Origin of the sequence: Gillisella terrae (assembly GCF_004801395.1) — a bacterium.
Taxonomy (GTDB): Bacteria; Pseudomonadota; Alphaproteobacteria; order Rhizobiales; family Rhizobiaceae; genus Allorhizobium; species Allorhizobium terrae.
This window is the reverse complement of record NZ_SSOA01000005.1, coordinates 212,128-236,753: the sequence shown is the minus strand read 5'-3', so window position 1 is coordinate 236,753 and position 24,626 is coordinate 212,128. Positions and strand designations below refer to the sequence as shown.

Genomic DNA, 24,626 nt, shown 5'->3' with positions numbered 1-24,626 from the left:
AGAAGCGTGTTGATTTCCACGCCCTGTTTGGCGGGCCAAACGTCGATTGGGTCGCCCGCCTGCCAAGTGACGCCACCGAAGAAGACCTTCTGCGCCACTGGAACCGCATGGTTTCCGTTTCCGTCACTCCCTCCAGCGGCATCATCACCCTCAAGGTGCGCGCCTTTAGCCCCAATGACGCGCAAAGCCTTGCCAAAGACATTGTCAAAGCCGCCGAAACCGTGGTCAACAATGTCAATGACCGCATCTGGAGAGATGTCACCGCAACCGCCCAGCACAATCTCGATCACGCCCGCAATGAACTGCAAACTGCCCGTGAAAAGCTCGCGCAAGCCCAAAACCACAATGGTGTGCTCTCGGTCGAGGGCAGCTCCGATGTCGTCACCAATCTGATCTCCTCGGTCGAGGGCGATCTGTTGAAACTGCAACAGCGTTATCAGACGCAAATTTCCATGGTGTCAAAAAACGCCCCGCAAATGCGCGTGCTTCAACGCGAAATCGACAGCAAGCAAAGCCAGCTCGATGAGCTCAAACAACGCCTCGCCGGTCAGCAGAGCGAAACCAAAAACCTCGCCTCCATCTCGCAAGACCTCTCCCAGCTACAACTGGCCCAAAGCCTCGCCCAACAACAGTTCGCAGCCGCCGTCAAATCCTTCGAACAAATCCAGTTCGTCAGCAAACAACAACTCCTCTACCTCGACAGCTTCCTGCCCCCGCAGCTCCCAGACGAAGCCCAATACCCAAAACGCCCCCTCTGGATCGTCCTGACAATCCTCGCAAGCACCGCCATCTGGGCTATAACCCTCGGTGCCCTAAACCTAACACGCGCACACCTCGCGCATTAGGGGCCTCAATGAAAAGCGCTATCAAAAACTGGCTCTATCACGCCCTGCCGAAACCGTGTGCGCGACGGGAGATCAGCCTTATATCAGCGCCGGTGAAACGTGTTCTGGTGATAAGGGAAGGCCCCAACCCCAGCTTTACCTATTATCTGGAAGCACGGCTCAAAACCCTTGAAGTGCCTTTTGATGTGATCGAAAATACCGGGACCGTGGCCGAGATCGATCCCGCGACGACCTTTGTGATTATCTGTCGATACATCCGGCTATCAAAATTTTTCTGGCTCTGGCGGCACAGGGCAGAATTTCCGGGTGTTGCCCTGTTTATCGATGATGACATCGCTGCAACTGTGGTCGAAGGCCATAGTGGGCTCGGATACAAGATCTATTTGATCGGTTTGGGATTGATCCCACTGATTTATCTAAATCGTGTGCTCACCGGTGTTTGGGCGTCAACCACCGTATTGGCCGAAAGCTTGCGAGCAAATGCTATTTTGCCACCATTTCCGGCCCCAGATGTCTATGTGCAAGATACAGAAGGGGGTAGTAATTCGGACGGCACCTGTCGGATGGCCTTTCATGCAACGGGGGCTCATGACGCAGAACACGCCTTTTTGATGCCCATCGTCAAAACCGCATTACATATGCTGCCGAACCTTCATTTTAAGGTGGTTGCCGAGGAAAGACTGGCGAAAATTTGGCGACATGAATTGCGAGACTTCAGCGGGCGGGTGCAGACCATTTCGCCATTGCCGTGGCCGGACTATCTGAAAAACGCAAGTCATTTGCAGACAGACATTCTTTTGGTTCCACTTTTAAACGGACGTGTTAACAACGCCCGGGCTGATACGAAACGAATTGATGCGTCTCGACTTGCAGCCGCCGCGATATTTTCCAGATGCAAGACTTATGAGCGCTGTTTCACCGAAAAGGAAATAATGGTCGACAACGATGTACAAAGCTGGCTTGACGCCATCAAATGTCTGGTTTTGAACAAGGACAGACGACAGGAAGCCAGATATGCGACATCCGCTTCCGTGATTGAAATGCTAAGGCAGGCGTCACCCCAGCTACCTGGGCTTGGCGATTTTTGTTCGAAGAGGGATGACCAATGACGGATGTGCGTGAAGCACGGACCATCAGTTTTCTTGACGCCTTGCGGCAAAAGCGAAACGTGATGAAGGCGGTTATTCTGCGCGACATGCGCACACGCTTTTTCAATCACGGGCTCGGTTTTCTGATTGTGGCGCTATGGCCTTTGGCGCACATGGTTGTTCTTCTCGCGATTTACACGCTGACTGGCAAGCAGGCACCATTTGGCGACAGCACGCAAATTTTCTTTGCCACCGGCCTCATTCCCAGCCTCGCGTTCATGTACATCTCCCGCTTCATGTCCCTTTCATTGATCTTGAACCGGCCGATGATGGCTTTTCCATCCGTGACCGTGGTCGATATCATGTTTGCGCGCGCCTTCCTTGAAATGATGGCCGCCTTTCTGACGCTCGTATTTTTGCTGGCCATTTTGTTCGCCCTTGGAGAGAATCCAATTCCCTATGACGTCGAACAAGCGGTTTATGCTTATCTGGCAACGTTGTTGCTGGCTGTCGGAGTTGGCACCCTGGCGGGTGTTATCGTCATGTTCTTTCATTTTTTTGTGACGATATATGCTCTTGCCATGATCCTCGTCTACATTCTTTCTGGCGTGCTGTTCGTCGCATCATCCTTTCCTGCGCCAATTGCCTATGCATTGTCGTGGAACCCTGTTCTTCAATGCGTGGAGTGGATGCGCACCGCCTATTACCCGACCTATAGCGACAAACTTTTAGACAAAACATATGTTATCGGGTACGGGCTGACGGCATTGTTTCTCGGATTGTTACTTGAGCGCCTTTTGCGCTGGAAAATGTTGGAAGGCTGAGTCGTCACGCATGTCTTTACGGATCATCCCGAATACCGATCTCGAGCCACAGTCAAATGCCGCAGGAAACACCTGGAAGAGCGTTGGCGATGATCCAAATTTTGAAATCCGCTTCGACTATATTCGCAAACCTTTCATCGTGATTTCTCTAAAATCCGACGGCGAAAAAATAGACCCTCGGATCTATATCAACGCGGGCGGCTATTATAGTGAGAAAGAAAGCCACGGCTTTGCGTTGGATAATCGCTTTATATTCCTGGCGAACGTCGGCTCCTCAGGCTGGATACGATCTCTGCGGATTGATCCATGCAGTTTCCCATGCCGGTTTGACATTTCAATGGAAGCTTTTTCCAATCGTAAAGCTGCGGATATCGCCATTGCCGAAAAACTGAAAGGCAATATGGACGGTGCCATCATCCATAATCTCGGTAATTTGCCGCGATTTCGATTGTTTATGCCAACGATTTCGTTTGGTCCGCCTGTCTTACAAATCGAAAAAACCATCAAAGCACACTATGCGCTCGGCAAGAAAACGCCTTTGCCGGACATGGCATCTCATGCAACACCCTGGCTCAGCATTGTCGTACCCGTTTACAACGCACCCAAACGCTATCTTGATGATCTCTTGAAGTCCTTCCTGGATCAGGGGGTGCCGGGGACTGAATTGATTTTGAGTGACGATTCATCGACCTCGGAAGAAACAAAACGCTGGTACGACAACCACGCCCGGCGCGACAATATCAAAATTTTGCGCACATCGACAAACGGTGGCATCGCGACGGCAACCAACACCGGCCTTGCCCAGGCATCTGGCACCTGGGTGGCCTTTCTGGACCATGACGATGTGATTGCGCCGCACGCGCTGAAGGTGATTGGCAAAACAATTGTCGAAAACCCGAATGCGAAATTCATTTATTCCGATGAAGTCGTGGTCGATGACCAGTTAAAGCCGATGGGTCTCACGCTCAAACCGGCTTACGACCCGATTCTGTTGACCGGGGTTAACTATATCAACCATTTCTCGATCTATCGACGCGACCGTCTTTCTCACATCGGCAACTTGCGGACAGGCTTCGATGGATCTCAAGACTATGATCTGCTGTTACGCTATCTGGAAGGCGTGTCTGCGCAGGATGTTTTCCATCTACCCTATCCTGCCTATTGGTGGCGTCGGAACGGCAAGACATATTCCCGCCAGTTCATGGCGAAAGCGACAACCGCTGCCAGAAAGGCGATAAATGAATCCTTTGCGCGTAAAGGCGTAAAAACCCATGTCGATCCCGCACTCACAGACACGCTGCACCGCGTGATGTTCGAAAACGTGAGCGAAGACAGCTGGCCGATGGTGTCTATCATCATACCAAGCAAAGATAGCTATCCGCTGATAAGCCGCATCTTGAATGATCTCTTCGAGCGGACGGATTATCCGAATTTTGAGGTGATTGTGATCGACAACGGCACGTCCGATGAGCAGGTGCTTTCACTTTATCAGCAATTGGCGCAAACCAAATCCAACTTCTCTTATGTCATCGAAAAAGAGACTTTCAATTTCTCCCGTGCAATCAATCGGGGTATCACACGCGCCAAGGGTGAGCATTTCCTTCTTTTAAACAATGATGTCGAGGTCATGGAATCCTTCTGGTTGAAGGAAATGGTGTCTTGTCTCAACTTTGAAGGCGTTGGTATTGTTGGCGCGAAGCTATTGTACCCCAACAACAAAATACAACATGCCGGGGTGGTTGCCGGCTTCGGTGGCTTGGCCGGGCATTGGTACCTCAACCAGCCCAAAGATTACGGTGGCCCGATGAGCCGACTTCATGTGCGCAGCTCTATGACATGCGTGACCGGCGCTGTGATGCTGATTTCCGGATCATGTGCGCGCGCAGTTGGCTTGTGGAATGAAGAAGATTTCGCCGTCGCTTACAATGACGTCGATTATTGCCTGCGTGCCTACAAAGCTGGTTTCAGAACACTCTGGACACCTTTTTCATGCCTGTATCATCATGAATCTGTCTCCCGTGGTTCGGATATTTTCGGCGAGCGCAAACGACGTTTCAATGCGGAGAAAGAAAACCTGAAAACGCGGCACGGCACGGCAGACTTCTTCGACCCTGCCGCCAATCCCAGCTATGATCGCCGGTTTTCGACGCCCCAATTCCTGCCACCTGAAAAACTGGCGGCTGCGCGGCGCTGGTTTCAGGGATAACATTGCAGGCAGTATAAAGTACGACAGTGAATTTTACGGCATAGTGCCTTTAATCGCTCCAGATTTCAGGAATATCCTGTAGGCCTATTTTACGCTATGGCGCACAAAGGCTCAAAGTAACACTTTTAATCTGCTGCATAATTGCTTAAATCGATTCCGATTTAAGCAATTATGCAATATGCAGCCAATCCCACGTTTTTAGAATACCTTCCTTGATGCCAATCTCAGGTTTCCAATCAAAGTCCGCCTTGGTTGTCTCAACATCAAGAATAGATATTGGAACGTCCAAATTGCGGTGAGGTTTATAGACAATCGGCGCAGGATTGCCGGTAATGTCTTGCACGAGCTGGGCGATAGCCAACACCGATGTCCCCGTTCCGCTACCACCATTGTAAATACCAACCTTGTCACTCTCCAGTGATTTCACGCATAGACTTGTTAAGTCCTTGATATAAATGAAATCTCGGATGGTTGAGCCATCACCCCATATTTCGAGAGGGCGCCGCTGTGATGCAAGATTGAGGTATGTTCCGATAATCCCCTGAACACCCAGATTGCCCTGATGGGAACCATAAGGATTTGAAGCTCTGATGACGATTGGCCTCAAACCAGCATTGCGTTCAAAGAGCTTCAGGTAAGACTCGATGGCGACTTTCACGATCCCATAAGAGCAGATAGGGGCCAGAGGGTGGTGGACCGATATCGGGACTTCCTGAGGAGGGCCGTAAACCGTTCCCCCGGAGGAGAGAAAAAGAAGACGCTTCACATTGCAGGCTTCCATTGCCATCAACAAGTTCAACGTCCCATTGAGGTTCATATTGACATCCGCTATCGGATCTTTATCGCCCGTTGCAGGTACAGTACCGCTGGCAAGATGAGCAACGGCGTCGATGCCTGCCAGGCAATCCTTGAGCTGTGCCGCATTGGAGAGATCACCAGACAAATAGCGCACGCCAAGGGGTAAAGGTCTCGTCGGCTGTTCGCTCCGGCCAAGTACCGTCACCATATGGCCTGCATCCAATAAATCATGGACGAGATGATAACCGATAAACCCAGCACCCCCGATGACTAATATGTTCATAGAATGTCTTTCAGAAATTTCGCCGAGTCAGGAACGGGCCGCCGCAACTGCCCGATAATGCTGAATGTAATCAGCAGCAAGATCATCAATGTTATAGGTTGCGCCTGCAAGAGTCGCTTGTTTTGCAAGTTCACCCCGCACATCAGGAGATAGTATTTGTTCCATGGCATGGGTAATTTCAGCCGCAAACGCGTCGTTATCACTCAGATTGGGCAGAATGATACCAGCCTGTTGCCCGTTAATTTCGGACATGTTTCTAATTTCGCCAACATCCGTTGCGATACAAGGCACGCCAACCTGCAAGGCTTGAATAAGGCAAAGCGGGTATGATTCCCCAGGGAACCGTGTTGGAATCAACGCGACATCGCTCATGCGGTAAATACCGTGAATTTGCTTGGCATATCCCAGAAAGTGAATGGTGGTATCCCCTGCGGCCATCGCCTTGGCTGCATCCGCAGCCGGGCCTTCACCCACCATCAACATTGCCATTGCCACGTCTGGATGCCGGGCCCGCAGTTGCAAATAGGCCGAAACCGCTTCTTGCCAGCCCTTTCCTTCGATACCACGCGCAACAAGGCAAAATACCACGGCATCATCGGCAATCTCAAGATCCTTGCGACTCTTTGGATAGTCTGCCACATCCAGCGGCATGGCATTTCGCACTTTTTTGAACTTGGTCGCGGGCAATCCCAGCCCTTCGAATGGCGTCAAATTCCGTTCCGCCGTGTAAGCGAACTCATCAATATTTGCACTCCAGCGGGCAATTTTTCTTTTATTGATTTGCATCGCTTCGTAAGAACCGTGAAGCGTCGCGATATAAGGCGCAGAAACATTTCCTTCTTCGAGCAGGAAAGCTTCTATGCTGGCAATATGAGAATGGATGATGGAAACACCAGCGCTTTCAATGAATTTCCTGATCCCGATTCCTCTGACAGTATTGGCTGTGTACACAGGAATGCTTGAATGCAACATGCGTCTGACGTCAGAATGGTCATCCTCTGTCTGCATTTGCAGCATGGAGACCATAACGCCTTGGCGGCGCAAAGCATTGGCCAGATTAATCGGGAAAATTTCCCCTCCACCAAACGAAAAGCCAAGAAAGCCGATCAGCACATGGATGTTTGTTTGTGGCAAGGACATCAAGTTCGTGGAAGGCAAGAGCGTGTCGAACGGATCGCCTGATACCGCTCCCGCGTTATCATAGACATTGCGACAAACGCTCAGAAATTTTCTGACGGTCTCGGCAGGTATGTCCCAGCGTGCTTTCAGCGCTGCCATTAACCGGGCATATTCCTGATAATACTCTGGTTTTGATTGTGCCGAAGCACCAGACGTATTGCTGCCGTGAATGCGGAAATAGGATTTGGCAGAAGGCTCATAGGCAATCTGTCCACCACCCGCAATGACAGAGTAGAGGAACCAGTCGCCCATGACTTTATAGCCTCCGGCGGTCTCCCATACGCTGTCATCAATATCGAAACGACGCCAGATACTGCCGCCCACGTTGGCAATCACGTTTTTCACGCCAAACCCACCAGCAAACCAGGTGGAAGCAGGACGCACAAGACGCGAATTCCAAATGCCCGGCTCACTTTCTTCCCGGTATTGCGCCATTCCTTCCATAGGTTTGCCACCAGCATCAACGAATTCAATTCGCCCAAAAGCTATCATGACGCTAGAGTCGCTGAATGTGCCAATCATGCGCTCCACGAAATCCGGTTCGCAAAAATCGTCACTTTCGCAGATCCACACCAGATCGCCAGTGGCTTTGGCATGTCCCTTTTGCCACTGACGAAACACACCGCCGGAGTTTTCCTCGTTGTAAATCGCTTGAATACGTTCGGGATGCTTTTTGACATAGGATTCGATGACAGCTCTGCTGCCATCGGTGGAACAGTCATCCAGGACAATAATATCAATGAGCGGATAGGTTTGCGCGATGATACTATCCAGGCGTTGACGCAAATACGCTTCATGATTGTAATTGGGGACAATTGCTGTCACCCTTAAGGCGCTTCTGGCATCTCGTAATGAGCGATTTGCCAAGAGCTCCTTGTTTTTGTTTATGCGCGTGTAATAATTTTCACAAAACTCAGCGACCCGACTGGAAAGCAGCATGGGATCGCGCTTTTTGGCTGAGCTGAGCAAACGCTTGCGACGGCGCTCACTGAAGAGTGTGCTTTCAGACAGTTTATAGAGAAATCTCGAATAGACTAGGCCGCGCAACAGCTTCAAAAGCGACATCCGGCTGACCCAGTTGACATTCTGAAGCGTCTTTACCTCTTGCGATATCTGATCAATATCGTCAATGACGCTATCAAACCACTTCTCTTTCTCCAGTTCAACGTGCTTGAGAACAGGCTCACACGACTGGATATCCTGTGAGAAAAATCCACCGATTGCCCTGCTGCCAGAAGCATCATCGGACGCAACGGCGATCATATACATCGGCTTTTCAATGCCAGATGCTGATGTCACGCCCCCTGCATTGGTCTCAAGGAAAACACTTGGCTGCCCCTCTGGCGCAATAACAGAACCAAAGCCAATGACTTGCCCATGCATGGAGACATAGTTGAAATGTCTGGACAAAAGCGCTTCGAATTCGCCACGACCAAGCTCTTTGACAGGCCGCGAATTTTCCAATCCTGCGGCAATTGTCCTGGCTTTCTTCTTCGGTGCAGACACAATCAAGCTGCCATTTGGGCGCAACACACGCTTGATTTCTTTAAGAAAAACCTCATGCGCTTCAATGTGTTCCATGGTGTCAAAAGACACCACAACATCCACACATCCGTCCGGTAGGGGAATTGCCTCACAAGAGCCTTGGCGGAAGGAAAGATTGACCGAGCCATACCGGGCCTGGGCCTCGCCCATGGCTTCTTCTGAAAGATCAATGCCTATGACGGACTTTGCTCCTTGCGCCAAAATGGCCGACCCAAAACCGTCGCCGCTTGCGATATCGAGCACGTCCTTACCTTGCACCAAACCTCTGGCGAGGTCATATCTGTGCATGCGCTCCAGATTGATGTTCACATCAATGCTCGGCAAATAACGCTCGCCGGTAAATTCAATGTCGTCGGCCATTTCATCTCTATATCGCTAGGCAGTCGCTCTCAAACACTCAAGGGCGTATAGCCGATGCCGCGCATCAGGTCTAGCTCGACCTCGGCAAAGCAAATCCGACCCCATGCACAAATCTTCGCGCAAAACCAAATTCTTATTGGCTTTCACAAGAGCACGAGTTTGCGTCAGAATTCGGCCCGGATTCTATATTTCTGCGCACCCTTATCAAACTGAATTTCCTGAAATAAGAAAATATTCGAAAATTCTTATTTTATTCAAAAAACAATCACATCGATACAATCTTAAACATCTTAGGGAGAAATCTCAAAATGCTTTTATATTTTCGTCCGAACAATAAAATTCTATTTTTATATAAAAATCGAATACTAATTACATTAAAAAAAATATTTTTCCTATTCTTCAAAATAGAAAACAGGTAAGAAAAATCTTCACCAGACCGATTGGGACAGAAGCGAAACTGCTTTATTCTCTCCCGCACCAAAGCAGATCTCTTTTTCTTTCTGGTCAAGCTCCCCCGAATTCGACTTCCAACTCTCTTTTTCTGTCGAAAGGCATCTGTTGTGCTTGCTTCATGTTGGCGATAGAGAACCAAAGGCTCTAACGTGAAAGCAATTCCTTTGCACGACGAGGCGACAGCAGCAAGCCACCAGTCAAACATCGGATTTTCGGGGATTGGCAAGACGTGCGGAAGGATTGAGCGGTCGAAAAGTGTCGCGTGGCCTGAAACGCAATTCCTGAACGCAAATTGAAGTGCATTGGCTCCCTCAACTGGCTCGAACTTGTCAAACATGGTCAGTTCTCGTCCCTCTATGGAGGTGCCGAACAATTTTGAATTGCAATAGACCAACGAACATTGACGCTGCTTTATAAGCGCAAGAAGTACTTCTAATTTTTGCGGTAGCCAAATGTCGTCCTGATCACATGGGGCGATGAAATCACCGGTACATTTGCGCATGACGAAGTCGAAATTTTTTTGCAGGCCCTGCCTTTCCGTATGTCTGAAAATTGTGATTCTTGAATCTTTTCGTTGATATTCCTCAAGAATTTCGAGTGTTGCGTCCGTTGACGCATCGTCGCTTACAAGAATTTCAAAATCCTGGAAAGTTTGGGCCAGCAACGAGTCCATCTGCGCGCGCAGAAAGCCCTCGCCATTGAATGTCGTAACCGCGATCGAGATAGTCGGCGCTTTGTTTTCGATTGTCATAGCTTAGATTTTATACTCTTAATCTCGATGATCGCGGGGCTTTATAACAATCACTGCATTTTCTCTATAAATTCCTCAGCAGAATACGTTAAAGGGTAAGATTATGTGGATGCAATGGCACAATTGAACAAAATATGGGTGAATGCGACACCCAGATGATAGGAAACGAGCCCGCTGCGTGGTGAAAGCCGCCGAGGGTGAGGGGGATTTGCGATGGTGAAAGTGTTGGTCTCGAAAAACTGTCGCCCCGCGAGGATCCGGCATTTCGCACAGTTGTTGTTCGCAAGTACCATTGCCGTCTCACTCCTGGGGTCGGGTCCGATCCATGCGGCCAATAGACAGGTGACGATTGGCATGGCGATTGAACCAACGGGGCTCGATCCGACAGCGGCGGCACCTGTGGCCATCGGCCAGGTGACATGGCAGAATATTTTTGAAGGACTGGTTGCCATTGATCAAAATGGCAAGATCGTACCGCAACTGGCCAAAAGCTGGACGATTTCGGCAGATGGCTTGACCTATACATTCCATTTGCAAGAGGGCGTGAAGTTTCATGACGGTGAGGCCTTTGATGCGTCCGTCGCAAAATTCAGCCTTGATCGCGCACGCGGCCCGGATTCGATCAATCCGCAAAAGCGCTTCTTTACCTCGATTGATCATATCGAAACGCCCGATAGCAAGACGCTGGTGCTGACGCTTAAACAGCCAACCGGCTCTCTGCTTTATTGGTTGGGATGGCCCGCCTCAGTGATGGTGGCGCCTAAAAGCGCGGCTGACAACAAGATCACACCCATTGGCACCGGCCCTTTCAAATTTGTCAGTTGGGCCAAGGGCGACCGTGTGCAGCTCACGGCCAATCCAGATTACTGGAACAAGGCTGTGAAGCTTGGGCTGACGGATGCGACATTTCGCTTCATTTCCGATCCCCAAGCCGAGGCCGCGGCCCTCAAATCTGGCGATGTTGATGCTTTTGCGGAGTTTTTGGCTCCCGAGTTGATGGAAAGCTTCAAAGGGGATGACAAGCTGATCACCGTGATCGGCAATACAGAATTGAAGGTGGTTGCGGGCATGAACAATGCTCGAAAACCTTTTAACGACAAGCGTGTGCGGCAAGCGTTGATGATGGCCATTGATCGAAAAACCGTCATCGATGGCGCATGGTCGGGCTATGGCACCGCCATCGGCAGCCATTATACACCGAATGATCCGGGCTATATCGATACAAACAATGTTCTGCCCTACGATCCGGCCAAAGCCAAGGCGCTTCTGGCGGAAGCCGGTTACCCCAATGGCTTCAGCTTCACGATCAAAACGCCCCAGATGGCCTATGCACCCCGCAGTGCAGAAATCATGCAGGCCATGTTTGCCGAAATTGGCGTCACCATGACCATCCAGCCCACTGAGTTTCCCGCAAAATGGGTGGCGGATGTATTCAAGGCCACCGATTACGATATGACAATCGTGGCCCATGCCGAGCCGATGGATATCGATATTTACGCGCGCGACCCCTATTATTTTAATTATAAAAATCCGGTATTCGATGACATTATGAAGAAAATTCAGGCCACCACCGATCTAGCAGCACAGAATGATCTCTATGGGCAAGCTCAGAAAATTCTGGCAGAAGATGTGCCAGCCTTACCCTTGTTTGTGATGGCCAAGCTGGGCGTTTGGAACAAAAAATTAAAAGGCCTGTGGACGAATGAGCCAATCCCCTCAAACGTGCTGACCGATGTGCATTGGCAAGATTGATCCGCCACCATTGTGTGGGCCTCAGCCGGATGCGATCTACTGCCCGGCGTCTGAAGGCGTCTCCATATGGCGAATGTGCCGTGAGATGTGATCCTGGCCGGGAAATCCAGAGATGATGGAACTGATCGTGAGACGGCTGGCAGGGCTGATCGTGACACTTTTTGCCGTGTCTGCCGTGGTGTTTGTGATCATGAATGTGCTGCCGGGTGATCCGGCGGCGGTCATGCTGGGCACTTCGGCCAGCCCCGACACGCTCATGGCCTTGCGCCGCGAACTTGGTTTGGATCAGCCCGTGGTGATGCGTTATCTTGCATGGCTGAGCGGGGTGGCAACGGGCAATCTTGGCACATCCTATACCTATGGCGTGCCGGTAGCGGATCTGATTGGCCAACGATTGGTAGTGACATTGCCGCTGGCCTTGATAGCGATTGCGCTCTCGGTCGCGATTGCCATTCCGCTGGGTGTCGTCTCGGCAGGAAAGCACAATGGCCCCTTCGATTATATCGCCGGAGTTGTGTCGCAAGTGTTCATTGCCATTCCTGGCTTCTGGGTTGGGCTGTTGCTCATCACCGCGTTTTCCATTTGGCTGGGCTGGATGCCCGCTGGCGGCTTTCCGGGATGGCAAGCCGGTTTCGGCAAAGCACTGACGGCGTTGATTTTGCCCGCCATTGCGCTGGCTTTGCCGCAAGCTGGCGTCTTGACCCGCGTGACGCGCTCTTCAGTGCTGGAGGTTATGAATGAGGATTTTGTCCGTACCGCGCGCGCCAAAGGGCTAACCCGCAGGCAGGCGCTCTGGCGTCATGCTGTGCCCAATGCCCTTGTGCCGGTGATGACAATACTTGGCCTGCAATTCACCTTTCTCATCGCAGGTGCGATTTTGATCGAAAATGTCTTCAACCTGCCGGGGCTCGGGCGGTTGGCCTATCAGGCACTGATCCAGCGCGACATTGTGGTGATGCAAGACGTGGTGCTGTTCTTTGCCGGTCTGGTGATTGTCATGAATTTCCTGATCGATCTTTCTTATCTTGTGCTTGATCCCAGATTGCGGGGGAGGGGTATATGAGCACTCGCACGACATCAGAACCAGCGGCGGCGATTCACCCTCTTCGCAGGCCCACTCTTGTCATCGGTTCCACCCTCATTGCGGTGCTGCTTGCAATTGCACTCTTGTCTCTGGTCTGGACGCCGCTCCCGCCCTTGAAAATGCAGATCATTCATAAATTGAAACCGCCTTTGGCCTTTGGCATTCTGGGCACAGATCAGCTTGGGCGTGATCTTGCATCCATGCTGATGGTTGGCGCGTGGAACTCATTGTCAACCTCGGTTCTGGCGGTTGGCCTTGGTGCCGCAGTCGGCACTCTTTTGGGCGTAACGGCCGCAGCACAGCGCGGCCTGTTTGCAGCACTGATCATGCGGATCAATGATGTGATTTTTGCGATTCCGCCGATTTTGTCGGCAATGATGTTGGGGGCCTTGCTGGGAGCGGGTCGGTTCACGGCCATTATCGCCATCGCCGTTTTCATGGTGCCTGTCTTTGCCCGCATTACCGCAAGCGCCGCCCTGCAAATCTGGACGCGCGATTACGTGCTTGCCGCACGCGGGGCAGGCAAGGGCAAGATCCTGATCACCTGGGAGCATATTCTGCCCAATATCGCCAATCAGATCATTGTTCAGGTCACCATTCAGTTGGGCCTTGCCATTTTAACCGAGGCGGGCCTGAGCTTTCTGGGTTTGGGCATGCCGCCGCCAACGCCCACCTGGGGGCGCATGTTGGCCGATGCTCAGACCTATCTGGGGATTGCGCCGTGGCTTGCTGTTTTGCCGGGCCTTGCCATTGCTCTCACGGTGCTCGGCTTCAATATGCTGGGCGATGGCTTGCGAGACCTGCTTGATCCGCGTGAAAAGAGGCTGTCATGAGCAATAGCCCATTTTTGTCCGTGCGCAGCCTCAGCCTTGGTATTGCGCTATCGCAAGGGCGCGAGATACCGGTGCTGGATGCTATGGATTTCGATCTGCATTCCGGCGAAACCCTTGGCATTGTCGGCGAGAGCGGATCAGGAAAATCGCTGCTGTGCCTCTCGATCATCGGACTTTTGCCCGATATTGCCAAAGCCAGCGGACAGATTTTGCTTGAGGGCGAAGACCTCCTGAGCGCCAGTGAAGCGAGGATGTGTGCACTTCGGGGCAAGCGGATTGGCATGGTCTTTCAAGAGCCGTTGACGGCCCTCAACCCCGCCATGACCATTGGCGATCAAATTGCCGAGGGCATGGTCTGTCATGAGGGATTATCATGGCGCAAAGCGCGGCGGCGCGCCTTGGACATGCTGGATCAGGTGCGCATGCCCGATGCCAAGCGGCGTGCAAAGGCCTATCCGCATGAACTCTCTGGCGGACAACGACAGCGGGTTGGCATTGCCATTGCCCTCGCACTCAAGCCCGCTCTTCTGATTGCCGACGAGCCGACTACGGCGCTGGATGTGACGGTGCAGGCCGAGGTGCTCGACCTGCTCAGCGATCTCGTGGCTGAACATCGTATGGCCATGATGCTTGTCAGCCATGATTTGGGTGTGATTGCCCGCATGTGTGATCGCACCATTGTCATGGTTGCCGGACAGAAAATCGAGGAGGGGGCAACCCGCGCGGTATTTGAACATCCTGCGCAACCCTACACACGCAACCTGTTAAAATCAGTGCCGAACCGCAGCCAAACCAGCCGACGCAGTGACCCGGAAGAGACATGCTGATGAAAAAAGCACCGCTTCTCGATGTTCGTCACCTGACGCGCGATTATCTCAGCCGCCCCTTGTTGGGCAAGCCGCACACGCAGCGCGCTTTGGACTCCCTATCACTCAGCGTTGATGCTCAGGAAATTTTCGGCATTGTTGGCGAAAGTGGCTGCGGAAAATCCACGCTTGCGCGGCTGGTGATGGCGCTCGATCGCCCAACCTCCGGCCAGGTGCTTTTCGATGGTGAGGATTTGTTTTCCCTAAAAGACAAGCAACTCAAGCAAAAGCGGCGGGATTTTCAAATGGTGTTTCAAGACCCTTTCGGGTCTTTGGATCCGCGCCAGAAAATTGGCAGGATCGTGGCCGAACCATTGCATGTTCTGGCCAGCAAGACGGACAAAGCCGAGATTGACGCGCGCGTCGCCACCATGCTGGAAAGTGTGGGGCTGGAAGCCCGCCACGCGGCGCGCTACCCGCATGAATTTTCCGGCGGCCAGCGCCAACGCATCGCCATTGCCAGAGCCTTGATCACCGGACCGCGTCTGGTGGTTGCCGATGAGCCGGTTTCGGCCCTTGATCTCTCCGTTCAGGCACAAGTGCTCAATCTGCTGCAAGACCTGCGTGAGAAGCGCGGCGTCACCTTTTTGTTCATCAGCCATAATCTGGCAGTGGTCAACAGCATCGCTGACCGGGTGGGCGTCATGTATCGCGGTCGGCTGGTGGAGCAAGGTCCAGCCCATGCGGTTTTCAAACAGCCACTTCACCCCTATACCAATGTGCTGATTGATGCCGAATTGAACGTGGACCGCTTTGGCAGGCAAGCCAGAAAAGGCCTGCCCAACAGACCTGCGGGCACCGGCCAGGGTTGTGCGTTTTACGCCCATTGCCCGATTGCCACTGAACGCTGCACCCTTGAACGGCCGGAGCTTCATCGCGTCACGCCGGGCCGGATGGTTGCCTGTCACCGCGTCGATGAAATGCCCCAATAGCGCCATCGAGTCCTTTCAATTTATATCGTAGGCGATATATTGTAGGATATTCAAAAAGTTTGGCTGGCGTGCTTCACAGGAGAGATCCTGCGTCATGCTGTAAGAACAGCGCAGACAGGCCCAGCTTTTCGGCAAGCGCAAGACCGCGTTCTTCACCCAGCACCATCATGGCCGTCGCCCATGCATCGGCGCTCATGCAATCGCGGGCGATGACCGTGACCGAGGCAGGCGGCTGTGTGAGGGGCATACCACGGCGCGGATCGATGGTGTGGGAGAGGCGGCGGCCTGCCACCTCAATCCAATGGCGATAATCACCCGAGGTCGCAACAGCCGCATCTTGCAGTTCGAGAATGGAGTGCGGTGCGCGCATCGTTAAATCGGGCATTTCGACGGCAATCGTCCAGCCATAGCCATCGGGCTGGGTACCGATTGCCCTCAACTCACCGTCAATGGCAAAAAGTCCCGCCGTAATGCCATGTTGCAAGGCAATCTCGGTCAATCTGTCCACACCATACCCCTTGGCAATGCCGTTGAGGTCAAAGCAGGCGTCCCTATGCTTTCGCGCACGGCTTTTCGCCCTGTCAAGCTCAAGAATATCATAGGCCGGGTACCGGCGCTCACGTCGGGCGGCTTTGATCCTTGCCTCATCGGCTTGTCTTGGTCCAAAGCCCCAGGCGGTGACAGCATCGCCCATGCCAATATCAAAAGCACCATCTGAGGCGTGACCAATCGCAAGACCAGCCTCCAACACAGTCATAAGCTGCTTCGGCAGTTCAACCCAGATGCCGACGGGTGCCGCATTCAGGCGATTGAGATCGCTGTCTTGCTTCCAACTCGACATTTGCTGATCGACCTCGGTCACGGCATTGGCCATCGCGGTGTGAACCGGAGCAGGGTCAAAACCAGACGGGCCATAAAACAGCGCCGACCAGCGGGTGCCCATGGTGGCACCGTTCAGCGCGTGGCGGGTAAGGTCAGTAAACGTCTTCTGCATAGCGGCCCTGCGCTTTCAAAGTGGAAAGATGGATGCCGTCACCGGCGAGAATATCAGAGAGAGCTGCCGCCACGCCAGCTGCCATATCTGTGCCGCCGCACACGAGAACCTGCCCGCCTGCTTTGATCAGGCTGCACAGTTTTGCCGCATCCTTGCGCAGGCTGTCTTGCACATAGGCCGGTGTTTGTGCGCGCGAATAGGCGGTGGTGACAGAGGCAAGCCGTCCATCCTGGCTCCAGTTCAAGAGTTCTTCTGCGTAAAGCGCATCGCTGCCGGGATGGCGTGCACCAAAATAAAGATGCATGGGCCGATGCGCTGCATTGGCACGGGCAAAGCCGACAAGTGGCCCGATGCCTGTTCCGGCCCCAACAAGGATAACAGGTTTGCGGGTTTTTAGCGGGCGAAAAGCCGGATTGTGACGCACAAAAGCCGGGATGGCATCGCCAGGTTCCAGTGCTGTCAATTGACCAGAGCACAGACCGCCCGCATGTTTGCGCACACAAATTTCAAGAAACCCGTCTTTGGAGCTGGAGGCAAGCGAGTAAAATCGCGGTAAATCCGAGCCTTGCGGCACAATTCCGACCAGATCACCGGCCTCAAATGGTGCAAAGCCCTGACCGGTCAACCTTTGCCACAGCGATGCTTTGGGCAGGTCAAAGCGCAAAATCGCGGTCATCGCTTGAACGCTTGCGCCATAGTCACGCCGCGAGATCAGCGTCAAAGACCATGTTTTGGCTGTGGCGGGCTGGTGGTTGAGTTCAAAATCAAGATCAAGGGCTTTTGCAAGATTGCGGCCCCAACGGCTGAAATCCTGTGGCGATTGCCGATCGATGGTGTCGAAAGGCAAAAGCTCTGCCCAGCCGTTTGTTTTGGCAATCTCGGCAATCTGCGCAGCGAAACCGCAGAAGTGTGGAAAGCTGCGATCACCAAATCCAAGCACGGCGAGTGAAAGATGGGGGCAGGGTGGGACGGCTTTAAACACCTCCAGAAAGCCGCTTGCACATGCGGGCGCCGCACCATCGCCGTAGGTGGCAGCCAGCAGAATGATCCGCTTTGCTTTTGGCCAGCGCGCAGGCTCAAAGCCGGTCATGCTGCCGACGTGGACATGAAGGCCGTTTGATGTCAGCGCAGATTGAAGTGTTGCTGCAAAGCCCCGCGTGGTGCCAGTTTCCGAGGCAACCAGCACAATCGTATCGGCAGCGCTGGCGGACACCGATGCAACCTTGCCGTGGCCGCGACGGGACAGCCAGCTTGCAATGCCGGTCCATCCCAGAAACGGCACGCCAAAAGCGCAAAGCCCAAGGAGGAGGCCCAGCCAGGCCATGCCCTGACCCGTGTGCAGCATGGTGATCAGATCAGAGGTTTGATCCACCCAACTCATCGCCCGCCACGCCAAAACCGCGCCCGTGCCTTGGTCAAGATAGCCTTGGCCCGCCGTTGTTTTCAGTGTGAATACGTCTGTCGCATCATTGGCCGAGGGAAAGTTGAGAGACCGCAGTTCATCGATTGGTGTTGTTTGCAGGGTCGAAATGGCATCAAGCGCAATGCCTGTTTTACCACTCACTGTTGCCGGAAAGGGCTGCGTACCAGAACCTTCCGGCAAGTAGCCAAAGGTAGCGGCCGCCATCCAAAGGGCGGTCAGCGAGGACAAGATCAGGCCTGGCAGCGTGACACGCGCAATCACCGAATGCAACTGCCCCTTTCCTTGATCGCGGACAGGCCGCAGCACATAGCGCCAGCCGCCCGCCCGACGCACGAGAAGAAAGAGGCCGGAGATGGACATCAGCAGCATGATTGCCGCACCCACCGCCGTGATGATCCGGCCCTGATCGCCCAAAAACAACGCGCGGTGGAAATTGATCAGCCACCGCTCGACAGCCGGGGTATCGGCAGGGCCGACGGGTTTGCCCGTTGCAGGATCAATCACGGCGGAAGCCGCTTGATCCCCATCAAAATAATAGGCGGTGATGCGGCCAGAGGGCGCGCGCCGTATCTGCTCTACGGTCGGTTCCGCGTCTCGCACCCGCGACGCCAGTTGTGCAACTGTGATCTGTTGGGCGGGTGGAATGGTGAGGGCTTCCATGGTCGGAAACACGGATAGTGCCACACCAGAGACGGCAAGAGTGACGAGAAGCACTGTGGCCAGCAGAGCAAACCAGCGGTGGAGCAAGCGGATCATGAAGGACGTCCTTATGCCTTAACGGGTGTAGCTGAAATCGGCGATGTAGCGGGTGCCCTTGGTCTTTTGCCCGGAGCCGGCCGTGGTCAGCGGCACAACAATCTCGTTGGGGCTCTCGCGCATATCTTCCGCCGCCGCATCGATGTGCAGCTTATAGCCAGCATCAAACAGGGTATCGGCGAGATCGAGACTAACTTTGAGTGTGCGCCCGGAGCCAACACTTGCCCCGGTGATGCCATCGATCTGGCGCGTGTCGCCACCTGTTGCCCGATACCATCCGGTGAGATGCTCGTAATATCGGGCCTTGCCACCGGCCATCCACACGCTGCCCGCATATTTGCCCTGGGCATCTGTGAGGTAATAGGCAAGGAAAGCGCCATTGCCACCGTAATTGCGCATTGAGGTATTCAGGGTCACCTGCCCCGCCATGGCAGCACGAGGGGCAGTAAAGAAGGGCAAGGTAAGAGCGGTGGTGACGGCAAGAAGTGTAAGAAAAGATTTCATGGGATGATCCTTCAGAGTTTTAGAAATATCTGGTGCGCCATTGCGGCTTGTTGCGGAGGTTGCAGGGGGTGTTACGTTGAAGCTTTTTGAAATCAACGACGCTTGTAATCGGGCTTGATCTGGATGATGGTCAGCGTTGCAGGATCAATCTTGGCCTCAAAGCGCCTTCCTTGCTTGTCGGTGCCATGGATTTCATAACAACCGTCATCGATCTTGATCCGTTGCAGCACCCAGCCGTTTGTTTCTGCCAAGGTGCGCACCGCATCGCGTGTGTGCCAATCATTGATCGGCACATCGCAATCGTCTCGTGCCTGCACAGGGGCGGCGGCCATGGCGGCCATGGCGGCCAGGGCGAGCAGAATGCTGCTTTTCATTGTCGTTTCCTCTCCATGTTGGCTTTATCAATGGTGGTAAAAGCTGACCGGCTCCTGACAAAAGCTGCGACATTGCTTCAGCTTCCGGTAAGCTGATGAGAGGACTAACAAGTGCTTGAGACGAGAGCTTGAGACTTGAGCTGGAGACTTGAGCTTGAAACTGGGGCGTAAGCCAGGGGAGGCGTGGATGCGCGTGCTATTGATCGAGGACGACACGGCGTTAGGCGCGGCCATTCGCGACCAGATCGCCGCCGATGGTCATTCGGTCGATTGGATGACACGGCTGGACCTTGCAACCGATGCGCTGGCCTCAACGCGCTATGGGCTTGTGTTGTTGGATCTCATGTTGCCCGATGGCCTCGGCATTCCCTTTTTGAAAGCCTTGCGCGCCAGAGGCGATGTGACACCTGTGATCATCCTGACCGCGCTTGATCAGGTGTCTGATCGGATCGCGGGCCTCAATGCCGGTGCCGATGATTATATGGTCAAACCCTTTGATCTTGAGGAGCTTTCGGCCCGAATTGGTTCTGTCGCCCGCCGCTATAGCGGCAACCCCAACCCCATCATCACGCTTGGCGCGCTGAGCATTGATCTGGCGGCCAGACACGTTATCCTCAACGGCAAGACGGTTATTTTGACCGCGCGCGAATGGGTTTTGTTTGAGGCCTTTCTTCAAAGGCCGAACCAGCTGCTCTCAAAGACGCAGCTTGAGGAGAAGCTTTATTCTTTCGATACCGACATCGAAAGCAACGCCATCGAGGTTCACGTCAGCCGTCTGCGTAAAAAGCTCGGCGCGAAGGTGATTGAGACAGAACGCGGCCTTGGTTATCGTCTGGGAAGACCATGAAAAAGAGCTTTTCTCTGCAGGCGCGCCTGGCACTCACCATCGGGCTTTCAGTCACCGTGCTGTGGCTGGCGGCTGCGGCTATCACCGCCCATCGGCTGACGGCAGAGATGGAGGACGTGTTTGACGATGGCCTGAGATCGACCGCCCAGCGCATTTTACCCATCGCTCTGCATGATCTGCGCGAAGGCCATAAGACTCGTGATCTCGTTGAACACGATGACGGATCGGGCAGTGATGAAATTGAAACCCACCAGGGCCGTGAGGCCCGCTATGGCGATGACGTGACCTTTATCATCCGCGATAACCGTGGCCAGGTCATCCTTGCCTCAAAAGACGCGGATTTGGCAATTTTTCCGCCGTTTTCCGCTGTCGGCTTTGTTCGCACCGATAGCCATCAGATATATTTCGACGCAAGCACGAAAGGACATGTGACAATTGCCGTGGCCGAGCCCTTGGCTCACCGCAAGGAACTGTCGCGAAAAATGCTGCTGGGACTGATTTTGCCGCTGGCTGTGGTGATCCCGGTCAGCCTTCTGGCCATATTCATGGCCGTCCGTGGCTCATTATATCCGTTGCGGGCGCTGCAACAGGAGCTCAGTGCTCGCGGAGCACAAAATCTCTCAGCGCTGCCAGACAATAATTTGCCCAGTGAATTGCGGCCCATATCGGCGGGCATCAACCAATTGCTCGCGCGGTTGAAGGCAGCCTTTTCCGCCGAGCGGGACTTTGCCGCCAATGCGGCTCATGAGTTGCGCACCCCGGTGGCCGGTGCCATTGCCCAGGCCCAACGTATCCGTTCAGAAACGGCAGAGGAGTTGACCAGCCAGCGGGCAGGCGAGATCACCCATACGCTCAAACGATTGATGCGCATGTCCGAGAAACTGATGCAGCTTGCCCGCGCCGAAGGTGGGCGCCTGCAAAGCGATGAGCCTTCCGATCTCAGACCTGTGCTCACCATGATTGTTCAGGACTTCACGCGGGTGGGTGAGGGCCGCATTGTCTTGAGCCTGCCAGATGCGCCGGTTATGTCCAGGCTGGACCCCGACGCCGTTGGCATTCTGTTTCGCAATCTGATTGAAAATGCCTTAAAACACGGAGCGCAAGATTGTCAGGTCGAGGCAATACTCCAGCCGAACGGTTTGCTCAGCGTTATCAATGACGGCCCGGTTCTGTCTGCGGATATGATGCAAAGGCTGATGCTGCGGTTTGAGCGCGGCAGTGCCAAAATCAGCGGCAGCGGGCTTGGCCTGTCGATCATCAAGGCGATCACCGAGCGCTCAAGCATGATGGTCAATGTCATTTCCCCCCGGCCCATGAAACCTCAGGGCGTGGAAGTGCAGGTGACATTGCCGCTTGCCTGATGATGTTTATTCGCGCTTGCTTGCATTTTCCATGGGTCACGCTAGATTGTTCCACGATTTTACCGCTGCATAATTTTCTCCTTAAATCGATTCTGATTTAAGGAATTATGCAGTAAAGGACCACAGCAAACCTTGTGCGTCCTTTATGGCCCGCGATGCTGTGGGCCAAAGTTTCTGACAACAGATCATGGCGAAACCCGCCTAAAAGGAATTTATGCCCGACTCCGGAAGTAGTTTTTTTGATAGCCTTGGCATATTTGCGGTTGTTTTTCTGGTTGCCGCCAACGGCTTTTTTGTTGCGGCCGAGTTTGCCCTTGTGTCTGTGCGCAAAAGCCGTGTTACCGAACTTGTTTCCCAGGGCCGCATGAATGCCAGCGCCCTGCAACGCGCTGTTGACAATCTGGATGCCAATCTGGCCGCCACCCAGCTTGGCATCACCATCTCATCGCTTGCGCTCGGCTGGGTTGGCGAGCCTGCACTGGCCCATTTGATTGAACCTCTGCTGGCCTTTTTGCCCGGATCATGGGCAATTGCCGGATCACATGCGTTTGCGGTGGCCATTTCGTTCATCATCATCACCGCTCTGCATATCGTTCTCGGAGAGCTTGCGCCGAAAAGTCTGGCTTTGCAGCGCAGTGAAGGAACGGCTCTCGCCGTTGTGCGACCGCTGGGGCTGTTTTTGATGATCCTGCGGCCAGCCATTCTCATTTTGAACGCGATGGGCAATTCTGTTATTCGCCTCTGCGGACTTCAGCCTGGCAATGGCGAAGGCGCGCATCATTCGCCTGCCGAAATCAAACTGCTGATTGCCGAGAGCCAGGAAGCAGGCCTGCTTGAGCAGGCGCAAAAAGATCTGGTTGAGCGGGTGTTCAACATTGGCAGCCGGGATGTGTCTGACATTATGACACCACGGCTGGACGTGGACTGGATTGATGCCGACGACAGCCCTGAAGACATCCTTCGCAGCTTGCGCGAGAGCCCGCATGAGCAGCTTCTGGTGGCCCATGGCAGCATTGATGATGCAATCGGCATGGTCTTGAAGAAGGATTTGCTGGATCAGGTGCTTGATGGCGTGCCGATTGATGTTCTTTCGGTGCTACAGCAACCCCTGGTCATCCATGAATCAACCTCGGTGTTCAAGGTTTTGGAAAATTTCAAGACAACGCCGGTACGGCTCGCCATGGTGGTGGACGAATACGGAAGCCTTGAAGGTATTTTGACCAAAACGGATCTTCTCGAAGCCATTGCCGGTGATCTTTCCGCCGCCAATGATGACCACCCGCAGATCGTAGAACGGGAGGATGGCTCCCTGTTGATTGACGGGCAAATGCCAGCCTACGATGCTTTTGAAAAGCTGGCGCTGACGGAGCGACCAGAGAACAGTGATTTTCACACCATTGCAGGCTTGGCGCTGCATCAATTGGGCCATTTGCCAGAGGTAGGTGAAATCTTTGAATTCGATGGCTGGCGCTTTGAGATCATCGATCTGGATGGCCGCAGGATTGATAAAATCCTGGCAACGCGCATGGCGTAATTAAAATCGGATTTTGGCATCAGAACGGCTGGCGGCTATATGCCGCCAGCCGTTTTTATCAGGCGGCTGCGCGTTTGCGCTGTTCATTAATCTGGTTATCAACACCATCAACCAGTGACGTCAGATGAATGTCGAACTTGATTTCGGCAAACGGGCCAGACAGGCCATTTTCCTTGATGCTGGCCTCGTCGGTGCGCTCAATCACTGGCGGAATCAAGCCATCTCGCGTTGCATAGGCGAAGTCGTCATTTATCAGCGGATCGCCTTCAATATTGATCTGCGTGGTCAGCTTGCGATGGCCATCGGCGCTGACAAAGAAATGGATGTGAGCCGGGCGCTGTCCATGGCGACCAAGCGCCGACAGCAGCCGCTCGGTTGGGCTGCCCGGCGGCACACCATAGCCGCTTGGCAGAATGCTCTGGAATTTATAACAGCCATTCTCGTCGGCAATAATCGTGCGCCGCATGTTGAAATCGGCCTGTTTGCCGGTGGGGTCAAAATGCGAGTAGAAGCCACGGGTGTCGCAATGCCACACTTCGACGGTCGCACCGGGCAATGGCTTGCCATCGGCACCCCAAACGGTGCCATGCATGATCAGCAGATGGCCGTTTTCATCTGTGCCATCATCCAGACGGGCAAATCCTTTGCATACCGGTGCTCCCGCCACATAAAGCGGGCCTTCAATGGTACGCGGTGTTGGATTTTCAATGCCGAGAGCAGCATCGGATGCATCCAGACGCTCATCAATAAAGTGGTCGAGACCAAGGCCGGGCGAGATCAGGCCTGCCTGACTGGTCGCACCAATTTCATTCAGCCATGCAATACCCGTCCAATATTCATCCGGTGTGATATTCAAGTCATCAATGGCCTTGAACAGGTCTGAGACGATGCGGTGGGTAATTTCCTTCATGCGCGGGCTGCCGCCCTCTTTATCAAACCCGCTCAAAGTCTTGAGAAAAGCCTGAATATCGGGCCTATCAAAGATCTGTACATTCATGTGTTCATCCTCCTCCAGGATCTTTCAAAAATTGGGT

Annotated in this window: 20 protein-coding genes; 12 read left to right on the top strand and 8 right to left on the bottom strand. The window is 53.5% G+C overall.

Features of this window, described 5'->3' with window-relative positions:
- From E6C51_RS12505 to E6C51_RS12490, 4 genes are all read left to right on the top strand, one after another.
- Positions 1 to 845: capsule biosynthesis protein (locus E6C51_RS12505; protein ID WP_190236190.1), on the top strand; the 845-nt coding region annotated here is incomplete at its 5' end.
- Positions 846 to 853: 8 nt separating this feature from the next.
- The gene (locus E6C51_RS12500) at positions 854 to 1,954 is read left to right on the top strand and encodes a hypothetical protein (RefSeq protein WP_190236189.1); all 1,101 of its coding nucleotides are present in this window, start codon (positions 854 to 856) and stop codon (positions 1,952 to 1,954) included.
- Between the two features lie 62 nt (positions 1,955 to 2,016).
- Positions 2,017 to 2,757, top strand: coding sequence for an ABC transporter permease (locus E6C51_RS12495; RefSeq protein ID WP_146935802.1), 741 nt, complete (start codon positions 2,017 to 2,019; stop codon positions 2,755 to 2,757).
- A 10-nt stretch (positions 2,758 to 2,767) separates the two neighbouring features.
- The gene (locus E6C51_RS12490; RefSeq protein ID WP_190236188.1) at positions 2,768 to 4,963 is read left to right on the top strand and encodes a glycosyltransferase; all 2,196 of its coding nucleotides are present in this window, start codon (positions 2,768 to 2,770) and stop codon (positions 4,961 to 4,963) included.
- Positions 4,964 to 5,132: 169 nt separating this feature from the next.
- Here the strand turns inward: E6C51_RS12490 and E6C51_RS12485 are convergent, their stop codons facing one another.
- The 3 genes from E6C51_RS12485 to E6C51_RS12475 all read right to left on the bottom strand — a co-directional run bounded on the left by E6C51_RS12485 (position 5,133) and on the right by E6C51_RS12475 (position 10,332).
- On the bottom strand, positions 5,133 to 6,044 hold the full coding sequence (locus E6C51_RS12485; RefSeq protein ID WP_146935765.1) for an NAD-dependent epimerase/dehydratase family protein: 912 nt from the start codon (positions 6,042 to 6,044) through the stop codon (positions 5,133 to 5,135).
- 27 nt (positions 6,045 to 6,071) lie between these two features.
- Entirely contained in the window at positions 6,072 to 9,128 is a 3,057-nt protein-coding gene (locus tag E6C51_RS12480; protein WP_190236187.1) for a glycosyltransferase, read from the bottom strand.
- A gap of 265 nt (positions 9,129 to 9,393) precedes the next feature.
- Complete coding sequence (locus E6C51_RS12475; RefSeq protein ID WP_190236186.1) at positions 9,394 to 10,332, bottom strand: glycosyltransferase; 939 nt, start codon at positions 10,330 to 10,332, stop codon at positions 9,394 to 9,396.
- A gap of 354 nt (positions 10,333 to 10,686) precedes the next feature.
- Between E6C51_RS12475 and E6C51_RS12470 the strand changes: the two genes are divergently transcribed.
- From E6C51_RS12470 to E6C51_RS12450, 5 genes are all read left to right on the top strand, one after another.
- Positions 10,687 to 12,084, top strand: a complete 1,398-nt coding sequence (locus E6C51_RS12470; protein ID WP_407920804.1) for an ABC transporter substrate-binding protein — start codon at positions 10,687 to 10,689, stop codon at positions 12,082 to 12,084.
- A 112-nt stretch (positions 12,085 to 12,196) separates the two neighbouring features.
- Positions 12,197 to 13,147: an ABC transporter permease gene (locus E6C51_RS12465; RefSeq protein WP_190236184.1), complete on the top strand. Its 951-nt coding sequence runs from the start codon at positions 12,197 to 12,199 to the stop codon at positions 13,145 to 13,147.
- Positions 13,144 to 14,001 carry an ABC transporter permease gene (locus tag E6C51_RS12460; RefSeq protein WP_190236183.1) on the top strand — a complete coding sequence of 286 codons (858 nt, stop codon included), beginning with the start codon at positions 13,144 to 13,146 and terminating at the stop codon, positions 13,999 to 14,001. The genes E6C51_RS12465 and E6C51_RS12460 overlap by 4 nt, the downstream gene beginning before the upstream one ends.
- Positions 13,998 to 14,828 carry an ATP-binding cassette domain-containing protein gene (locus tag E6C51_RS12455; protein ID WP_190236182.1) on the top strand — a complete coding sequence of 277 codons (831 nt, stop codon included), beginning with the start codon at positions 13,998 to 14,000 and terminating at the stop codon, positions 14,826 to 14,828. The genes E6C51_RS12460 and E6C51_RS12455 overlap by 4 nt, the downstream gene beginning before the upstream one ends.
- Positions 14,828 to 15,799: an ABC transporter ATP-binding protein gene (locus E6C51_RS12450; protein ID WP_190236181.1), complete on the top strand. Its 972-nt coding sequence runs from the start codon at positions 14,828 to 14,830 to the stop codon at positions 15,797 to 15,799. The genes E6C51_RS12455 and E6C51_RS12450 overlap by 1 nt, the downstream gene beginning before the upstream one ends.
- Before the next feature lie 73 nt (positions 15,800 to 15,872).
- On the opposite strand, the gene E6C51_RS12445 is transcribed toward E6C51_RS12450, so the two are convergent.
- The 4 genes from E6C51_RS12445 to E6C51_RS12430 form a co-directional block, all read right to left on the bottom strand.
- Positions 15,873 to 16,793 carry an FAD:protein FMN transferase gene (locus E6C51_RS12445; protein ID WP_190236180.1) on the bottom strand — a complete coding sequence of 307 codons (921 nt, stop codon included), beginning with the start codon at positions 16,791 to 16,793 and terminating at the stop codon, positions 15,873 to 15,875.
- On the bottom strand, positions 16,774 to 18,972 hold the full coding sequence (locus tag E6C51_RS12440; protein WP_190236179.1) for a PepSY domain-containing protein: 2,199 nt from the start codon (positions 18,970 to 18,972) through the stop codon (positions 16,774 to 16,776). Before E6C51_RS12440 ends, E6C51_RS12445 begins: the two co-directional genes overlap by 20 nt.
- An 18-nt stretch (positions 18,973 to 18,990) precedes the next feature.
- Positions 18,991 to 19,476 (bottom strand): DUF2271 domain-containing protein, encoded by a 486-nt coding sequence (locus E6C51_RS12435; protein ID WP_190236178.1) that lies wholly within the window; start codon positions 19,474 to 19,476, stop codon positions 18,991 to 18,993.
- Positions 19,477 to 19,568: 92 nt separating this feature from the next.
- Positions 19,569 to 19,850, bottom strand: coding sequence for a PepSY domain-containing protein (locus E6C51_RS12430; protein ID WP_190236177.1), 282 nt, complete (start codon positions 19,848 to 19,850; stop codon positions 19,569 to 19,571).
- A gap of 187 nt (positions 19,851 to 20,037) precedes the next feature.
- Here E6C51_RS12430 and E6C51_RS12425 point away from each other — a divergent pair, with 187 nt between their 5' ends.
- The 3 genes from E6C51_RS12425 to E6C51_RS12415 all read left to right on the top strand — a co-directional run bounded on the left by E6C51_RS12425 (position 20,038) and on the right by E6C51_RS12415 (position 23,592).
- Positions 20,038 to 20,697, top strand: a complete 660-nt coding sequence (locus E6C51_RS12425) for a response regulator transcription factor (RefSeq protein ID WP_190236176.1) — start codon at positions 20,038 to 20,040, stop codon at positions 20,695 to 20,697.
- A complete protein-coding gene (locus E6C51_RS12420; RefSeq protein WP_190236175.1) occupies positions 20,694 to 22,058 on the top strand; it encodes a sensor histidine kinase in 1,365 nt (454 codons plus the stop codon). Before E6C51_RS12425 ends, E6C51_RS12420 begins: the two co-directional genes overlap by 4 nt.
- 214 nt (positions 22,059 to 22,272) lie before the next feature.
- Positions 22,273 to 23,592, top strand: a complete 1,320-nt coding sequence (locus E6C51_RS12415) for a hemolysin family protein (protein ID WP_190236174.1) — start codon at positions 22,273 to 22,275, stop codon at positions 23,590 to 23,592.
- A gap of 58 nt (positions 23,593 to 23,650) precedes the next feature.
- Here E6C51_RS12415 and catA read toward each other — a convergent pair whose 3' ends face one another.
- Positions 23,651 to 24,589, bottom strand: a complete 939-nt coding sequence (gene catA, locus E6C51_RS12410) for a catechol 1,2-dioxygenase (RefSeq protein WP_190236173.1) — start codon at positions 24,587 to 24,589, stop codon at positions 23,651 to 23,653.
- Between the last annotated feature and the right edge of the window lie 37 nt (positions 24,590 to 24,626).